Here is a 14,610-nt window from a genome sequence, read left to right as displayed (position 1 = left end):
CCGCATCAGCGCGTCAACCACGCCGTCGCCGCTTCCTTGAACGTGCGGGACGAGACCGCGCTCGTGTGCGAGCGCCCCGCCACCGGCACGAAGTCCGCGCCGACGGCGCGGGCGAGCGCCTCCCCGCCGGCGGCGACGATGTCACGGTCGCCGTTGACGATGCACATCGGCGCGGCGGGCGCGGGGTCCGCGGGGAGGATGGCGGCCGCGTCCCGGCCGACTCCTTCCACGACGTCCAGGAGCACCCCGACGTCATTGCCCGGCACGAGGGATACCTGCTGAACGAGAGCCGCGGTCGGGCCGTGGAGGATCGGGGTGCCGCGGAAAACAGCGGCGCGCGCGGCCTTCAGGTCGATGTCGGCGAGCGGGGACGTGGGTCCGAAGCCGCCGAGGACGAGCCGCCGGATCCGTCGCGGCTGCGCCATGGCGAGGGTCCATCCCAGGCGCGAACCGAGCGAATAGCCGAGATACCCGACCTCCTCGGCGCCGACGGCATCCAGCACGGCGACGAGGTCGGACACGAACAGGTCCAGGCGGTAGTTGCCGGGTCCGGCCGGCCGGGCACTGCTGCCGTGACCGCGCAGGTCGACGGCGATCCCCCGGAGGCCGGCGCCGGCGAGCGCGTTTTCCCACCCAGTTCGTCGCCAATTCTGTGCACCATTCGACGCGAATCCATGCACGACGAGAACAGGCCGGCCGTCCGCGGAGCCGATCTCCTCCCACGAGATGGCCGCGTCCCCCGTCAGAACCGTCGGCATCAGTCGTCCTCGGGCGGGCGCAGCTTGACGCGCTTGACCGGCACGTCAGCGTCGACGGCGGGGATCCTCCCCACGATCCCGGCGCTCTCCTCCGGCACCTCGAAGGTGATCAACGCGTCGCCCACGCGCACCGTTTCGCCCTCCTCCGCGCCGAGGCGGGAGACGACGCCGGAGGTGGGCGAGGGGAGCTCCACGGCCGATTTCGTCGTCTCCACCTCGACCAGGACGTCGTTGCGCTCGACGAGATCGCCGATCCCGACGTGCCACTCCAGGATGACCGCATCCTCCAGACCCTCGCCGAGGTCGGGAAGCGGGAAGGACAGTTCAGCCACGTCGGTACTCCAGTACTCGCTGCATCCCCAGCAGGATGCGATGGACACTCGGGATCTGCTCGTCCTCGAGGGCGCCGGAGGGGGTCGGCACGTCGTAGCCGGTCACGCGCTGCACCGGCGCGCGCAGCGTGTCGAAGAGCCGCTCCGAGATGCGCGTGGCGACCTCGGCGCCGAGGCCCGCCGTGCGGGCCGCTTCATGCACCACCACCGCCCGGCGGGTGCGACCGACCGACTCCACGATGGTCGCGGTGTCGATGGGGGAGAGCCACCGAAGGTCGACGACCTCCGCCTCCACGCCGTCCTCCGCGGCGATCTCGGCCGCCTTCAGCGACCGATCGACCATCGCGCCCCAGCTGAGGATCGTCACGTGCCTGCCGGGACGGACGATCCTCGCTCCCTCAGCGCCGCCGGAGTTCCCGAAGTCGACCGGCCCCTTCTGCCAGTACCGCGATTTCGGTTCGAGGAAGATCACCGGGTCGGGACAGCGGATCGAGGCCCGAAGCAGGTGGTAGGCATCGTGCGCGCCTGCGGGACTGACCACTTTCAGGCCCGCGACGTGCGCCCAGAACGCCTCCGTGCTCTCGCCGTGCAGCTCGGGGGCCCTGATGCCGCCGTAGCTGGGGACGCGCAACGTGATCGGCATGGGCAGCCGTCCCCGGCTGCGGTAGCGGTAGCGGGCGACCTGGGAGACGATCTGGTCGAACGCCGGATAGGCGAAGCCGTCGAACTGCACCTCGGGGACCGGCCGGAACCCGGCGATCGCCAGGCCCACCGCGGTGCCCAGGATGGCCGATTCGGCCAGCGGAGTGTCGAAGACGCGGACCGACCCGAAGCGGGCCTGCAGGCCATCGGTGACGCGGAAGACGCCACCGAGCACGCCGACGTCCTCCCCGAAGACCAGGACGCGCGGATCGGCCTCCAGCTCGTCCGCGAGCGCGCGATTGAGGGCCTGCTGCACGGAGAGGGTCTGCGCGGTGGAGGCTGCGCCGTCCGGATCGGGCCGCATCGTGGTGGTCATGCGCGAGTGCTCTCTTCCCACGCGGCGCGCTGCTCGAGGAGGTCGTCGGTGAGCTCCTCGTAGACGTCGGCGAAGAGCTCCTCGCCGCCGCGAGGCGGGAGCGTGGTCAGGTGGATGCGGATGCCTTCCAGCCACCGGGCGGCTTCGGCGTCCACCTCGGCGACATCGGACTCCTCGATCACCCCCCGCTCCAGGACGCTGCGGCGGTAGCGGATCACGGGGTCGTCCCCGGCGTCGCGGCGCTCGTCGTCCAGGGTGCGGTACCGGCCGGGGTCGTCGGAGGTCGCGTGCGGTCCGCGGCGGTAGATCTTCGACTCGATCAGCGTCGGCCCGCCGCCGTGCCGGGCACGCTCCACCGCGTCGGTCACCGCCGCGCGCACGGCGAGCACATCGTTTCCGTCGACGGCGACCCCGGGGAAGCCGTATCCGGCCGCTCGCGCGGCGATGGAGCCGCCGGCGACCTGCTGGGAGACGGGGACGGAGATCGCCCACTGGTTGTTGGTGACGAGGAAGACCACGGGGAGCTTCCACACGCCGGCGAAGTTCATCGCCTCGTGCGTGTCGCCCTGGCTGGTGCCGCCGTCGCCGATGCAGGCGAGGGCGACGCCGTCGCATCCGTCGATCCTCTGACCCAGCGCCCATCCGACCGCGTGCGGGCCGTTGGAGCCGACCACCGCCTGGATGGGGGTGACGTGGGCAGCGACCGGGTCGAACGATCCGCCGTTCCAGTCGCCGTTGTGGTTGGCGAGGTAGGCCGGCATGTCCACCCCCAGGGCGAGGGCGAGACCCAGTTCGCGGTACATCGGGAACACGAAGTCGCGGTCGGTGTCGATGGCCGCCGCCGCTCCCACCTGCGTGGCCTCGTGACCGATCGAGGGCGGGAAACCGGGGATGATCCCCTGGCGGTGCCAGCGGACGAGCTCGACGTCGAGCGCGCGCGCCCGCACGACGAAGCGGTACATCTCCCGCTCCTGCTCGCGGGTGGGTTCGGTCACGGCGGTTCCCTCACTGTTCGGACGACGATGGATCTGTGGGCGGAGCGCCGGGGAGCCAGCGCGTCAGCGCCGACGGATGCCGAGCGAATTCGCTCCGCGACGCGGCAGCGAACACCTCCTGCGCGTAGGGGAACAGGCCCGAGCGGAACTCCACGCCACCGAGGAGCTCGGCGATGTTGCGCTGCACCTCCACGAGCCCACCGAGGGGCATCCCGCCGGCGTCGTCGTCGTGGGCGAGCGCCTTGGTCAGTCCCTGCCGGAGCGTCGCGCCGTCGGCGAGGCCGCCGTAGAGGATCGCCTGGGCGGCGTCCGGATCGAGGCCGAGGCGTTCGATGAGCCAGGCCGTCTCGGCGGCGGCGACGAAGTTGATCGAGACCAGGAAGTTGTTGATGAGCTTCAGGGCCAGGCCGCGGCCGGGTCCGCCGAGGTGCGCGATCCGCGCGGTGTACGCCTGCGCGATGGGGCGCAGCTGCTCCACCCCGGCCGGATCTCCCCCCACCGCGCACACGAGGGTTCCCGCGGCAGCGCCCATCGGCCCGCCTGAGACGGGCGCATCGAGGTAGGACGCGCCCCGCTCGGCGAAGGCGGCGGCCACGCGCTCCGCCACGTGCGGGGCGTAGGTCCCGTGGTCGGCGAAGAGCTGACCGGCCCTGGCGTGGGGGAGCAGTCCGCCGAGGTACACCTCTTCGATCGCCGGGCCGTCCAGGAGGCAGCCGAGGACCACGTCCTGGGCGGCGACCTCCGCGAGATTCCGGGCGGGCACGGCGCCCGCCTCGAGCACGGGCGCCAGCTTCGCCGGAGACCGGGCCCACACCGTCACCTCGTGCCCGGCGGCGAGGAGGTTCCGGACCATCGGCGCGCCCATCGCGCCCACGCCGGTGAAGCCGATCCGCGTCATGACGGAACCTCCCGTCCGCGGAGGTCCTCGTCGACGAGGAAGTCGAAATCGCAGCCCTCGTCGGGCTGGAGCGCGTGCCGGGCGTACAGACTGCCCCAGCCCCGCCGCGGCGGCGCGACGCCTCCGGTCACCGGGGCGCGGGCGGCGAGCTCTTCGGCGGGCACGAGCAGGTCGAGCCGTCCCGCGTGCGTGTCCAGTTCGATCTCATCACCGTCCCGCACCAGCGCCAGGGGCCCGCCGACGGCGGCCTCCGGGGAGACGTGCAGGACGACGCTGCCGCTGGAGGTTCCGCTCATGCGCGCATCCGTCACCCGGAGCATGTCGGTGACCCCCGCGCGCACGAGCTTGGCGGGGATCGGCACGTGTCCCACCTCCGGGATGCCCGGCCCGCCCTTCACCCCGACCCCGCGCAGGACCAGAACCGAGTCGGCGTCGACGTCGAGGTCGTCGCGGTCGATCCTGGACCACATGTCGGCGACACCGTCGAAGACGACCGCCCTGCCGCGATGCCGGCGCGCGCTCGCCGCGGCGCCGGCGAGCTTCATCACGGCGCCGCCGGGCGCGAGCGACCCCCGCAGCACGCTGATCCCGCCGTCGGGCGTGAGCGGCTCGGCGGCATCGGCGATCGGTCCGTCGACGGACGCGGGTGCCAGGCCGTCGAACACCTCGCCCCACGTGCGGCCCTCCGCGGTGGCCACGTGCTCGTGCAGCAGATGGCGGATCCGCGCCGCGACCGCCGGGATGCCGCCGGCGGCGTCGAGGTCGCTGAGCAGCGCCTTGCCGTTCGGTTTGACGTCGGTGATGAACGGCGTCGACCTCGACCACTCACGAAGCCGCTCGTGTCCGATGCGCAGTCCGGCCCTGCCCGCGAGAGCCTCCAGATGGATGAGCGCGTTCGTCGAGCCGCCGAGCGCGCACGTGACGCGCACCGCGTTCTCCAGCGATTCCATCGTGATCCGTGATCGCGGACGGACGCCGCGTGAGACGACGTCGACGATGAGCCGGCCGCTCTCCTCGGCGATGGCGTCGCGCTCGGGCGCGGCCGCGGGTGCCAGCGCCGAGCCGGGCAGGGCGAAGCCGAGCAGCTCGCCGATCGCCGCCATGGTCGTGGCGGTACCCATCACGTTGCACGTGCCGGGGCCGGAGTGGATGACGCCCTCGAACGCGGCCCAGTCCTCGTCGCTGAGGGCGCCCACGCGGCGCTGATCGATGACGTCCCACTGGGCGTCGACGGTCGTCGGCTCACCCTGCCAGCACGCGACCGGCCGCGGGCCGGCGGTGACCAGCACCGCAGGCATGCCGGCGCTGATGGCGCCCATGAGGACGCCGGGGACGGTCTTGTCGCATCCGCCCAGCAGCACGACGCCGTCGATCGGCGACGCGAGGATCGTCTCCTCGACGTCCATCGCGAGCAGGTTGCGCAGGTACATCGAGGAGGGACGGCTGAACGGCTCGCTGATCGAGATGGTGGGGAATTCCAGCGCGAGCCCGCCCGCGGCTTCCACGCCCCGCTTGACGGCCGCGGCGAGGTCGCGGAAGCCCGAGTTGCACGGGTTCAGCTCGCTCCAGCTCGTGCAGATGCCGATGACCGGATGGCGCCGGACCTCCTCGGCCGTGTAACCCTCCGCGCGGAGGAACGCGCGGTGCACCATGCCGTCGGCGCCCGGGTCGCCGAAGATCCGCCCGTCCAGCCGGTGTATGTGCTCCTGCGACATCCTCGTCCTCTCCCCGTTCACCCGCCGGCGGGATCACGCACCCTTGGAATCGCCGTCGATGGGGAACGCCTGGCCGCTGATGGAGCGCGCCGCATCCGAGGTGAGGAACGCGATCAGTTCGGCCACCTCCTCCGCGGTGACGAAGCGCTTGAGGGACTGATTGGCCAGCGCCGCCTCCCGCTCCTGCGCGAGCGTCCGCCCACTCGTGCGCACCCGGCCGGCGAGGACCTCTTCCATGCGGCCGCCGGCGACAGCGCCGGGGAGCACGGCGTTGACGGTGACATCGGCGGAGCCGAGCTCGAGGGCCAGGGTCTTGGCGAATCCGACCAGGCCCCACTTGCTGGTGGCGTAGGCGAGCCGCTGCGGGTACCCGACGCGGCCGGCCAGGGAGGACATCACGACGATGGCGCCGCGTCCGGACTCGGTGATCGCGGGGACGGCGGCCTGGGTGATCCAGAACGTGCCGTCGAGATTGACCGCCAGAACGTGCCGCCAGTCGGCTGCGGAGATGTCCTCGATCGGCGCGGTGGGCCCGCCGATGCCGACGTTGTCGACGAGGACGTCGAGGCCGCCCATGGCCGAGACGGCTTCGGCGACGAACGCGCGCGCGGCGGAGCGGTCGGAGATGTCGCACTCGCGCATCGTGACACCATGATCGTGGTTCGCCGCCGCGTCGCCGAGGTCGCACCCCCACACGGTGTCGCCGCGGCGGACGAAGGCCTCCACGACGCGAGCACCGATACCGCCGGCGGCACCGGTGACGATCACGCGGCGCGGGAGGTGCTGCATCCCGTCGCCTCCGACCGGGCCCGCGGTGCTGCCTGCGCTCATTCCGGCGGCGTCTCGGTCTCGTAGTCGAGGACGAGCGTGCCCTCGGGAGCGTAGTTCGGCACGTCGGCCGCGACCGCCCGGCCCTCCGGTGACGACAGCGCGGCGGCCATGGTCGCGCGGTCGGGGAAGTCGGCCTCGTACACCGCGAAGTAGGGGCTGGCTCCGCCCTGGGCGCTGATGGCGGTGGAGAAGCGGTGGTCGAGCATGCCGGGCATCCGCGAGGCCAACGGCAGGTGCGTGCTCCGGTAGTAGCTCTCGAAGCCGGCGGGGTCGGGCGGCTGCGGATACAGCACGACGAGCTTGTGCATGTCGGACCTTTCGACGGGAACCCCTCCATCGTGGCCCGGGCAGCGCCGACCGACACCCGGACTGCACGGAGGAGGCACAGATGTGCGCCGGTGGACCAGTCCGCCTGCGCGCGCCGCCCCAGACTTGTGCGAAAGCGAACGAAGTGGATCGGAGCACGCGGCGATGGTGGAGAACAGGACGCTCGTGGTGGGCTTCGTCGGACTGGGGATGATGGGCACGCCCATGTCGCGCAACCTCGCCGGGGCCGGTTTCGACCTGCGGGTCCATGACGCCGACCCCGAGCGCACGCGCACGGTGGCCGCGGAACTGGGCGTCGCCGCCGTCCTGGACCCCGCCGACCTGGCCGCCTGCGACGTTCTCGTCACGATGCTGCCCACCAGTGCGATCGTCCGCTCGGTCTTCCTCGACGACGGGGCGCTGGCGATCCCCCTGCGCGAGGGCACGGTGATCGTCGACATGAGCTCATCCGATCCCGCCGAGACCGTCGAGACCGGTCGCGCGCTCGCCGCCTTCGGCGTGCGCCTCGTCGACGCCCCCGTCTCCGGAGGCGTCCCGCGCGCGGCCGAGGGGACGCTGGCGATCATGATGGGCGCCGACGACGAGGAGGCGGCGGCCCTCGCCGAACGCGTCGTGGAGCCGATGAGCAGATCGGTGTACCGGACCGGCGCCCTGGGGACCGGCGATGCGATGAAGGCGCTGAACAACTTCGTCGCCGGCGCCGCGTTCGCCGCCACATCGGAGGCGCTGATCGCCGGACGGCAGTTCGGCCTGGATCCGCAGCTCATGGTCGACATCCTCAACGACTCGACGGGGCAGAGCTTCTCCTCCACGCACGTCTTCGGTCCGCACGTCGTGGAAGAGCGGTACGCCAGCGGTTTCGCGCTGCCCCTGATCACCAAGGACATCCGCATCGCGCGCGAACTCCAGCGCGGCCTCGGTCGCGACGCGCCCGTGTGCGAAGCTGTCACGGCGGCCTTCGGGGAAGCCCTGGATGCGCTCGGCGGTGTGGACCACACCGAGGCCTACCGGCACTGGAGCGGCGAGAGCCGCTGACCCCGCGCCCTCACCGATCGCGAAACGGAGCAGTCAATGGAGCCTTCGGTGCCCGGCCTGGAGCCGGCCTTCGACGTCGACGCCGCACTGGGCCCCCTGCAGGATCACGGCATGACCCGCGCCGGGCATCGCCGCATCATCCCGGTGGCCGGCGGCACGATCCGCGGGCTCTTCGACGCCGAGATCCTCCCCGGCGGCGCCGACTGGCAGATCCTCCGCGAGGACGGATCGGTCGACATCGACACGCGCTACACGGCGCGGACGGCCGACGGGGAGTACGTGCACCTGCGCACCGCCGGCGTGCGCAGCGGCGACCCCGCCACGCTGGAAGCTCTCCTGCGGGGCGAAGCGGTGGATCCCAGTCGCTACTACTTCCGCGTGGCCGTGTACGTCGAGACAGAGGCACCGCGGCTGCAGCACCTCCAGCAGTCCGTCTTCGTCGCCTCCGCCATCCGCGAGGCGGACGCCGTCCGCTACCGCGCGTACCGCGTGACCTGAGTCCGCGCCCCGGTCAGTGACCGCTGTCGCGCGCCATCATCCATGAGGCGACACCGGTGATCTTGGCGTCGATCACGAGTGGACGTCGCACCGAGTCGTCCTCGAGCCACGTCGCGACCTCGTCCAGATCGGCCAGGCTGGTCACCGTCATGGCGTCGCACCCGTAGCCGCGCGCGATGGCGGCGATGTCGGTGTCGGGGAACCGGATCAGACCCATCCGGGGCACCTCGTCCGGGAACAGGTGCACCTCGGCGCCGTAGGCGGAGTCGTTGAACACGATGATCACCATCCGCATCCCCAGGCGCACCGCGGTCTCCAGCTCCACCGACGTCATGAGGAACGCGCCGTCGCCGGTGCCGAGCACGGGCAGGCGCTCGGGCTGGGAGCAGCCGATGCCGATCGCGCTGGCCAGGCCGAGACCGATCGACTGGAACGCCAGGGGGATGCTGTAGCCGCGCACGTCGGGCACCCGGAGGTGCGCGCCCGCGTAGCAGTTGACGTTGCCCCCGTCGGTGATGACGAGCCGCTCCAGAGGCAGCATCCGATCGAGGGCATTGATCGCCTCGGCGGGATCGACCCGGCCGTCGACCCGCTCAGGGTCGACGGGCTGATCCGACCAGTACCGCGCGGCGGCGACGCGCTCGCGGACCTCGGGAGTGCGATACCGGGTGCGCGGCGCGCCGGTGCGGCGGACGTCGGCCGTCACCGCCTCCGCCACCGCCGCGGCATCCCCGATCACCCCGAGGGCGACCGGGCGGTGGGCGCCGATCGCCTCCGCGCGGTCGTCCACCTGGACGATCTCCGCGTGCCGCGTGAGGTCGCCGCCGCGCGTGGTCCAGTCGTTCAGCGCCACGCCGAAGGCCAGGAGGAGGTCCGCGTCGCGGATGAGGTCGGCCGCACCCTCGGTGGCGAAACCGCCCATGATGTCCAGGGCCCACTCGTCGCCCACGAACAGCCCGCGTCCGGCGGCGGAGGTGACCAGGAGGGCACCGGTCGCCTCCGCGAGGGCCCGGAGCGGCTCGCGAGCACCGTGCGCGCCGCGCCCGGCGACCACGACGGGTCGCTCGGAGTGCGACAGCATCCGCACCATCGCGGCGACCGATTCCGGCGACGGCCCCGCCGGCGTGGGGGCGGCCACCGGTTCGGGCGCCGCCGGATCGGGGGCATCTTCGTCCTGGAGGTCGATCGGCATCGACAGTACGACCGTGGCGCGCTCGTACAGCGCGACGCGGTAGGCGCGCGCGGCATCGGCGGTCGCGGTGCGTGCGGAGTGGATGCGCATCGGGATCGCCCCCACGGCGGCCGCGGCGGCATCCTGGTCGATGAAGAAGTTCGAGCGGACATCGCCCGCGGCGGTATCGCCGGAGAGCACGAGGACCGGCGTGTGCGCCTTGGCCGACTCGGCGATGCCGGTCAGCGCGTTCGTGAGGCCGCAGCCCTGGTGCACCGACAGCACCGAGACCCGTCCGGTCGCGCGGGAGTACGCGTCCGCCATGCAGGCGGCGCCCATCTCGTGCCGCGCGCCGACGTAGGGCACCCCGCCGTCCACCAGGGCGTTCGTCACCCGGAGGTTGCCGCTTCCCACCACGCCGAAGGCGTACGCCACCCCCAGCTCCGCCAGCGTCCGGCCCACCGCGTCCGCCACACTCAACCGCTCACTCATGGTTCTTCTCCGATCTCTTGAGTCCGATGTGCGACGGCACGCGAAGAGCCGTCTCCACCCGCACCATCTCCGCCGTGACCTCCGCGGGGGACGCGGCGCCCAGCAGCGCGAGCGTCCGTCGCAGTCCCGCCTCGACGATGCCCAGCGCGTGGTCCACGCCGGCCTCGCCGCCGGCGGCCAATCCGTACAGGTAGGCGCGGCCCACCAGCGCCGCGTCGGCTCCGAGGGCGAGCGCCGCCGCGACGTGCGCGCCGGATCGGATGCCGCCGTCCACGGCCACGAACATCTCCGGCCCGACCGCGCGGCGGATCGCCGGCAGCGCCTCGATCGGGGCGATCGCGCCCTCCAGCTGCCGCCCGCCGTGATTGGACACCACGAGGCCGTCCACCCCGTGCGCGCGCAGGGCCACGGCGTCCTCGGGCGAGAGCACGCCCTTCACCACGATCGGGCCGTCCCACAGACCCCGGAGCCACTCCAGGTCGCGGAAGGTCACCGCCGGGTCCAGGAGAGCGTTGGTCTGCGCGACGAAATCCGTGCGCGCGGCGCCGCCGGTGGCGAAGTCGATCGGCTCGGTGGTCAGGACGCGCCACACCCATCGCGGATGCCGCGCGAAGCCCACCGCCGTGCGCAGGGGGACACTCGGCGGGAACTGCAGCCCCGCTCGCACGTCGCGCAGTCGCTCTCCCGCCACCGGCACGTCGACGGTGAGCATCAGCACCCGGAAACCGGCCCGGCGGGCCCGCTCGATGATGGCGCGCGCGGCGTCTCGATCGCGCCACAGGTAGAGCTGGAACCAGCGATCCAGCGACGGCGCCGCCCGGGCGATCGCCTCCGGCGCGGTCGAGGCCATGGTGGACAGCGCCGCCGGGATCCCGTGCGCGGCCGCCACGCGCGCCACCGCAGCCTCGCCCTCCGGGTGGAAGACGCGCGTGAGCCCGACCGGGCCGAGGATCAGGGGCGAGTCCGCCCGCCGCCCCAGCATGTCGACGCTCGTGTCGACGGTGCTGACGTCGCGCAGGATGCGAGAGACGAGCCGCACACCGGCGAAGGCGTCCCCGTTGCGTCGCGCGGCCACCTCGTCGCCGGCGCCGCCGTCGAGGTAGTCGAAGACCGGCCCGGGAAGGCGCCGTCGAGCCCGCTCGCGCAGCTCGGCGACGTCCACCGCGGAGCGCACGGACCGGCGCGGCAGCCCGCCGCGCAGCCGCACCATCCGCACGGCGTGGGCGATCGACGCCCGCCAGGTCCCGGTCATCGGCTTCCTGCCACCACGACCCGCAGCGCGTCGGTGAGCGCTTCCAGCGCCGGCACGGGCACGCCGGCAGCCCGGGCCCGCTCGATGACGGCGCCCGGGATCGATTCGACCTCGGCCGCGCGGCCGGCTGCGACGTCCTGCAGCATCGATGCGCGATGCTCCCCGTGCACGGTGAGGGCGTGCTGGGTGGCGGCGTGGATGCGTGCGGCGTCCACGCCCACGCCGCGGGCGTGGGCCACGGCGACGACCTCGTCGACGACGCGGGCGATGAGGCGCCGCCCCGGCGGGATGTCCATCCCGGCGTTGGCCGCCCCGGTGAGGGCGGCCAGAACGTTGAGAGCGGTGTTGAAGGCGACCTTCTCCCACACGGCCGCGTCGATGTCGGAAGTGGCCCGCGCGTCGAATCCGGCGGAGGCCAGGACGGCGGCGACCGGGTCCACCGCCGCCGCCCCGGCGGCGTGGAACGCGCCGAGCTCCAGATGCCCTCCGCCCAGCGAGCGCACCCCGGTGAGGCCCTCCGCGTCCGCGGGCAGGGCGGCCACCCCCGTGACGATCCGGTCGGCGGGGAAGACCTCCGCGATGGTCTCCGGGTTGCCCAGCCCGTTCTGCAGCGTCAGCACGCGGGCGCCGGTGCCGGCGAAGCGGGCGATGGAGGCGACGGCGGGGCGCGTGTGCATGCCCTTGGTGAAGATGATGTACAGATCCGCCGCGCCGCTGAGGTCCTCGGCGCGGCACGCCGGCACCGCGACCTCGCGCACGCCCGCGTCGTCCTCCAGGCGGACGCCGCGCTCCGACAGCGCCCGCAGCAGATCCGCATCCACGTCCACGAGCGTCACGGCCGTTCCCGTCTCGGTCAGGCGGGCGGCGAACAGGCGACCCATCGCGCCGGCACCCACGACGACGACGGATGCGACGCTCCCCGCACCCGACGCCGTCCCCGGCGCGGGCGCGCCCCGGTCACCTGGCGACATCCGGCGTGCCGTAGACGTGGAACTCGGGTGGGATGGGTGCCCCCCACCCCGGCTTGGTCGCCCATTCCTCCGCCGTCCACACGTACGGTTCGCGGTCGGGGGCGAAGACGAGGTAGCCGCCGTTGGCGATCTCGATGCGGTTGCCGCCGGGTTCGCGCGTGTAGAGGTAGAACCCCTGGATCGCGGTGTGGCGCGACGGGCCCGCCTCGATGTGGATGCGCGCATCGGCGAAGATCTCCGCGGCGCGCAGCACCTCCTCGCGGGTGTCGACGAGGTAGGCGAAGTGGTGCAGCCGCGCCGACCCGCTGGTGCGCTCCTGGGTGTAGATGAGTTCGTGCCCCTGGATGGTCGCGCTCATCCACGCGCCCGCCTCGGCCCCATCGGGCAGCTGGATGATCTCGTACGTCCGCAGCCCGAAGCCCTGCTCCCAGAACCGACGGTTGGCGCGCACGTCGCGGGCCAGCAGGTTGAGATGATCGACGTGCCGCAAGTTCGCGCCCCGCCCGGCGTAGGCCTGGAAGTTCACCGGGATGACGGGGCGCTTGCCCTCAGGGGCGACATAGCCCTCGGTGTCGAAGTAGAGCCGGAAGACGTGCCCGTCCGGGTCGGCGAACTCGTACTCGCGGCCGTCGCCCAGATCCTGCGGCACCCACGCCCCGCCGTGCCCGTTCTCCTCCAGCCACGCGACGCGCCGCTCGAGGGCGTCGGCGCTCGCGGTCCGCCAGGAGGCGTACTCCAGACCGGCCTGCTCGGAGGGGGTGAGCTTCAGACTCCACCGCTCGTAATCCCCGAAGGCCCGCAGGTAGTGCGACCCGTCGCGCTCCTCGACCTCGTCCATCCCGAGCAGGTCGACGAAGTACGCCAGCGTCTCCTCGAGCGTGGGGGTCAGCAGCGCATGGTGGCCCAGGTGGGCGAGTTCATGGCGGGGCGAGTCGGGCACGCGGCACTCCTTCAGGACGGATGGGGGATCGCTGCCGCGGGGGCGAGCGCGGGATCGCGGAACACGGGCGTGATGATCCGCTCGGCGATGCGCCATCCCAGCGCGGTGCGGCGGTAGAGGTCGGAGAAATCGGCCACCATGAACACCGGGACGCCCGGGGGAGGCGGGTCGTCGTTGCTGGCGAAGGTGTGCCAGCTCGAGCGGCCTCTCACCTCGTCGCCTCCGGCGGGTTCGAGCAGCAGGTTGCCGAGCCCGTGGCGCGTCGTACGCGCCCCCGTCCGCGCACGGAAGGAGGCGATGACCGCCTCGGCGTCGTGGAATTCCCGCCCGATGCTGATGTAGTGCACGTCCTCGGCCAGGATCGTGCGCAGCGCATCGAAGTCGTGCAGGTCCAGCGCCCACGCGAAGCGCGCGTTGAGGTCACCGATCGAGGCCCGCGCCTCGGCGTCCAGCGGCGTCATCGCCGCTCGACGGGGTTCGACAGCGTGCCGATCCCCTCGATCGAGACGTCGATGACCCCGCCCAGGCGCGCCAGGTCGACGTTCTGCACCGCGCCGCCGCGCGCGGAGCGCTTCAGGGCCGTGCCCATCGCGATGACGTCGCCGGCCTCGAGGGTCAGGTACTCCGAGGCGAAGGAGATGACCTCGGCGACGGAGAATCGCAGGTTGGCCGTGTTGTCGTCGGTGACGAGGGCGCCGTCATGGGTGCACGTGATCCGCAGGGCGTGCGGATCCGGGATCTCATCGCGCGTGCTCACCCACGGGCCGAGCGGTCCGAAGGTGTCGGAGCCCTTGTATCGCGCCGGATAGCTCACCCAGCTGTCGACGTACCGGATGCCGTCGGCGCTGTCGGGGTCGGGGTGGATTGCGCGGTAGTGGAAGGTGTCGGCGTCCCGCATGGTCGGGGAGGTCAGGTCGTTGATGATCGTGTAACCGAACACGTGCGCGAGGGCATCCTCGACGGCGATGTCGGCCCCACCTCGCCCGATCACGACCGCGAGCTCGGGTTCGGGGTGCACCCGCCCGTACGCCTCCTTGACCACGATCGGACGGCCGTGCCCGACGAGCGAGGAGGACGGCTTCACGAACATCGCCGGCGTGGACGGACCGCGCATGATCCGGTCGGGATTGGCGCTGTTGTTCAGCGCGACGCACAGCACCTTGCCGGGGCGGCGCACCGGCGGCAGCCACGACAGGGATGCGACGGGCCGGACGTCGCCGGATGCCAGCGCGGTGGCCGCTGCGGCGCGCCACTGGGCCTCGGGGACTGCGAGCATGACGTCCAGGTCGGGGTACGGCATCACCGCCGCCTCCTCCGGCGAGGCCTGGACGACCACCGTCGTGGCGGCGCCGTCCTCGATCGTCCCGAATCTCATCG

16 protein-coding genes are annotated in these 14,610 nt (G+C 72.6%); 2 read left to right on the top strand and 14 right to left on the bottom strand.

All coding sequences use genetic code 11. The features are described 5' to 3' along the window. Window positions 1–5: 5 nt before the first annotated feature. The 8 genes from E4V99_RS02005 to E4V99_RS01970 are packed head-to-tail and all read right to left on the bottom strand — an operon-like array spanning window position 6 to window position 6,855. Window positions 6–758 carry an alpha/beta fold hydrolase gene (locus E4V99_RS02005; protein WP_135064036.1) on the bottom strand — a complete coding sequence of 251 codons (753 nt, stop codon included), beginning with the start codon at window positions 756–758 and terminating at the stop codon, window positions 6–8. Next, window positions 758–1,090: a biotin/lipoyl-containing protein gene (locus tag E4V99_RS02000; protein WP_135064039.1), complete on the bottom strand. Its 333-nt coding sequence runs from the start codon at window positions 1,088–1,090 to the stop codon at window positions 758–760. Before E4V99_RS02000 ends, E4V99_RS02005 begins: the two co-directional genes overlap by 1 nt. After that, window positions 1,083–2,108, bottom strand: a complete 1,026-nt coding sequence (locus E4V99_RS01995; protein WP_135116284.1) for an alpha-ketoacid dehydrogenase subunit beta — start codon at window positions 2,106–2,108, stop codon at window positions 1,083–1,085. The genes E4V99_RS02000 and E4V99_RS01995 overlap by 8 nt, the downstream gene beginning before the upstream one ends. Continuing rightward, complete coding sequence (locus tag E4V99_RS01990) at window positions 2,105–3,103, bottom strand: thiamine pyrophosphate-dependent enzyme (protein ID WP_240742816.1); 999 nt, start codon at window positions 3,101–3,103, stop codon at window positions 2,105–2,107. Before E4V99_RS01990 ends, E4V99_RS01995 begins: the two co-directional genes overlap by 4 nt. Before the next feature lie 10 nt (window positions 3,104–3,113). After that, window positions 3,114–4,001 (bottom strand): NAD(P)-dependent oxidoreductase, encoded by an 888-nt coding sequence (locus tag E4V99_RS01985; RefSeq protein ID WP_135116283.1) that lies wholly within the window; start codon window positions 3,999–4,001, stop codon window positions 3,114–3,116. Next, the gene (locus tag E4V99_RS01980; protein ID WP_135116282.1) at window positions 3,998–5,716 is read right to left on the bottom strand and encodes a dihydroxy-acid dehydratase; all 1,719 of its coding nucleotides are present in this window, start codon (window positions 5,714–5,716) and stop codon (window positions 3,998–4,000) included. Before E4V99_RS01980 ends, E4V99_RS01985 begins: the two co-directional genes overlap by 4 nt. Before the next feature lie 33 nt (window positions 5,717–5,749). Beyond that, window positions 5,750–6,547, bottom strand: a complete 798-nt coding sequence (locus E4V99_RS01975; RefSeq protein WP_245233097.1) for an SDR family oxidoreductase — start codon at window positions 6,545–6,547, stop codon at window positions 5,750–5,752. Continuing rightward, window positions 6,544–6,855, bottom strand: coding sequence for an EthD family reductase (locus E4V99_RS01970; RefSeq protein WP_135116281.1), 312 nt, complete (start codon window positions 6,853–6,855; stop codon window positions 6,544–6,546). Before E4V99_RS01970 ends, E4V99_RS01975 begins: the two co-directional genes overlap by 4 nt. A 163-nt stretch (window positions 6,856–7,018) precedes the next feature. Here E4V99_RS01970 and E4V99_RS01965 point away from each other — a divergent pair, with 163 nt between their 5' ends. After that, complete coding sequence (locus E4V99_RS01965; protein ID WP_135116279.1) at window positions 7,019–7,909, top strand: NAD(P)-dependent oxidoreductase; 891 nt, start codon at window positions 7,019–7,021, stop codon at window positions 7,907–7,909. A gap of 36 nt (window positions 7,910–7,945) precedes the next feature. Next, window positions 7,946–8,407, top strand: a complete 462-nt coding sequence (locus E4V99_RS01960; protein ID WP_135064057.1) for a DUF3237 domain-containing protein — start codon at window positions 7,946–7,948, stop codon at window positions 8,405–8,407. 13 nt (window positions 8,408–8,420) lie between these two features. Here E4V99_RS01960 and E4V99_RS01955 read toward each other — a convergent pair whose 3' ends face one another. From E4V99_RS01955 to E4V99_RS01930, 6 genes are read right to left on the bottom strand one after another with little or no spacing between them, the layout of a single operon-like run. Then, entirely contained in the window at window positions 8,421–10,070 is a 1,650-nt protein-coding gene (locus E4V99_RS01955) for a thiamine pyrophosphate-binding protein (RefSeq protein ID WP_209305574.1), read from the bottom strand. Beyond that, the gene (locus E4V99_RS01950; RefSeq protein WP_205805881.1) at window positions 10,063–11,322 is read right to left on the bottom strand and encodes an alpha-hydroxy acid oxidase; all 1,260 of its coding nucleotides are present in this window, start codon (window positions 11,320–11,322) and stop codon (window positions 10,063–10,065) included. The genes E4V99_RS01955 and E4V99_RS01950 overlap by 8 nt, the downstream gene beginning before the upstream one ends. Then, the gene (locus E4V99_RS01945) at window positions 11,319–12,293 is read right to left on the bottom strand and encodes a 2-dehydropantoate 2-reductase (protein ID WP_135116277.1); all 975 of its coding nucleotides are present in this window, start codon (window positions 12,291–12,293) and stop codon (window positions 11,319–11,321) included. Before E4V99_RS01945 ends, E4V99_RS01950 begins: the two co-directional genes overlap by 4 nt. Continuing rightward, complete coding sequence (locus E4V99_RS01940) at window positions 12,280–13,233, bottom strand: VOC family protein (protein ID WP_167758050.1); 954 nt, start codon at window positions 13,231–13,233, stop codon at window positions 12,280–12,282. Before E4V99_RS01940 ends, E4V99_RS01945 begins: the two co-directional genes overlap by 14 nt. Window positions 13,234–13,244: 11 nt before the next feature. Next, window positions 13,245–13,694, bottom strand: a complete 450-nt coding sequence (locus E4V99_RS01935; RefSeq protein ID WP_135064066.1) for a nuclear transport factor 2 family protein — start codon at window positions 13,692–13,694, stop codon at window positions 13,245–13,247. Then, the gene (locus tag E4V99_RS01930) at window positions 13,691–14,608 is read right to left on the bottom strand and encodes a fumarylacetoacetate hydrolase family protein (RefSeq protein ID WP_135116273.1); all 918 of its coding nucleotides are present in this window, start codon (window positions 14,606–14,608) and stop codon (window positions 13,691–13,693) included. The genes E4V99_RS01935 and E4V99_RS01930 overlap by 4 nt, the downstream gene beginning before the upstream one ends. Window positions 14,609–14,610: the final 2 nt, after the last annotated feature.

The sequence above is a fragment of the Microbacterium sp. dk485 genome, assembly GCF_004570445.1.
Taxonomy (GTDB): domain Bacteria; phylum Actinomycetota; class Actinomycetes; order Actinomycetales; family Microbacteriaceae; genus Microbacterium; species Microbacterium wangchenii.
Note: the sequence above shows the minus strand (reverse complement) of the source record. Positions and strands in the feature narration are given on the sequence as shown.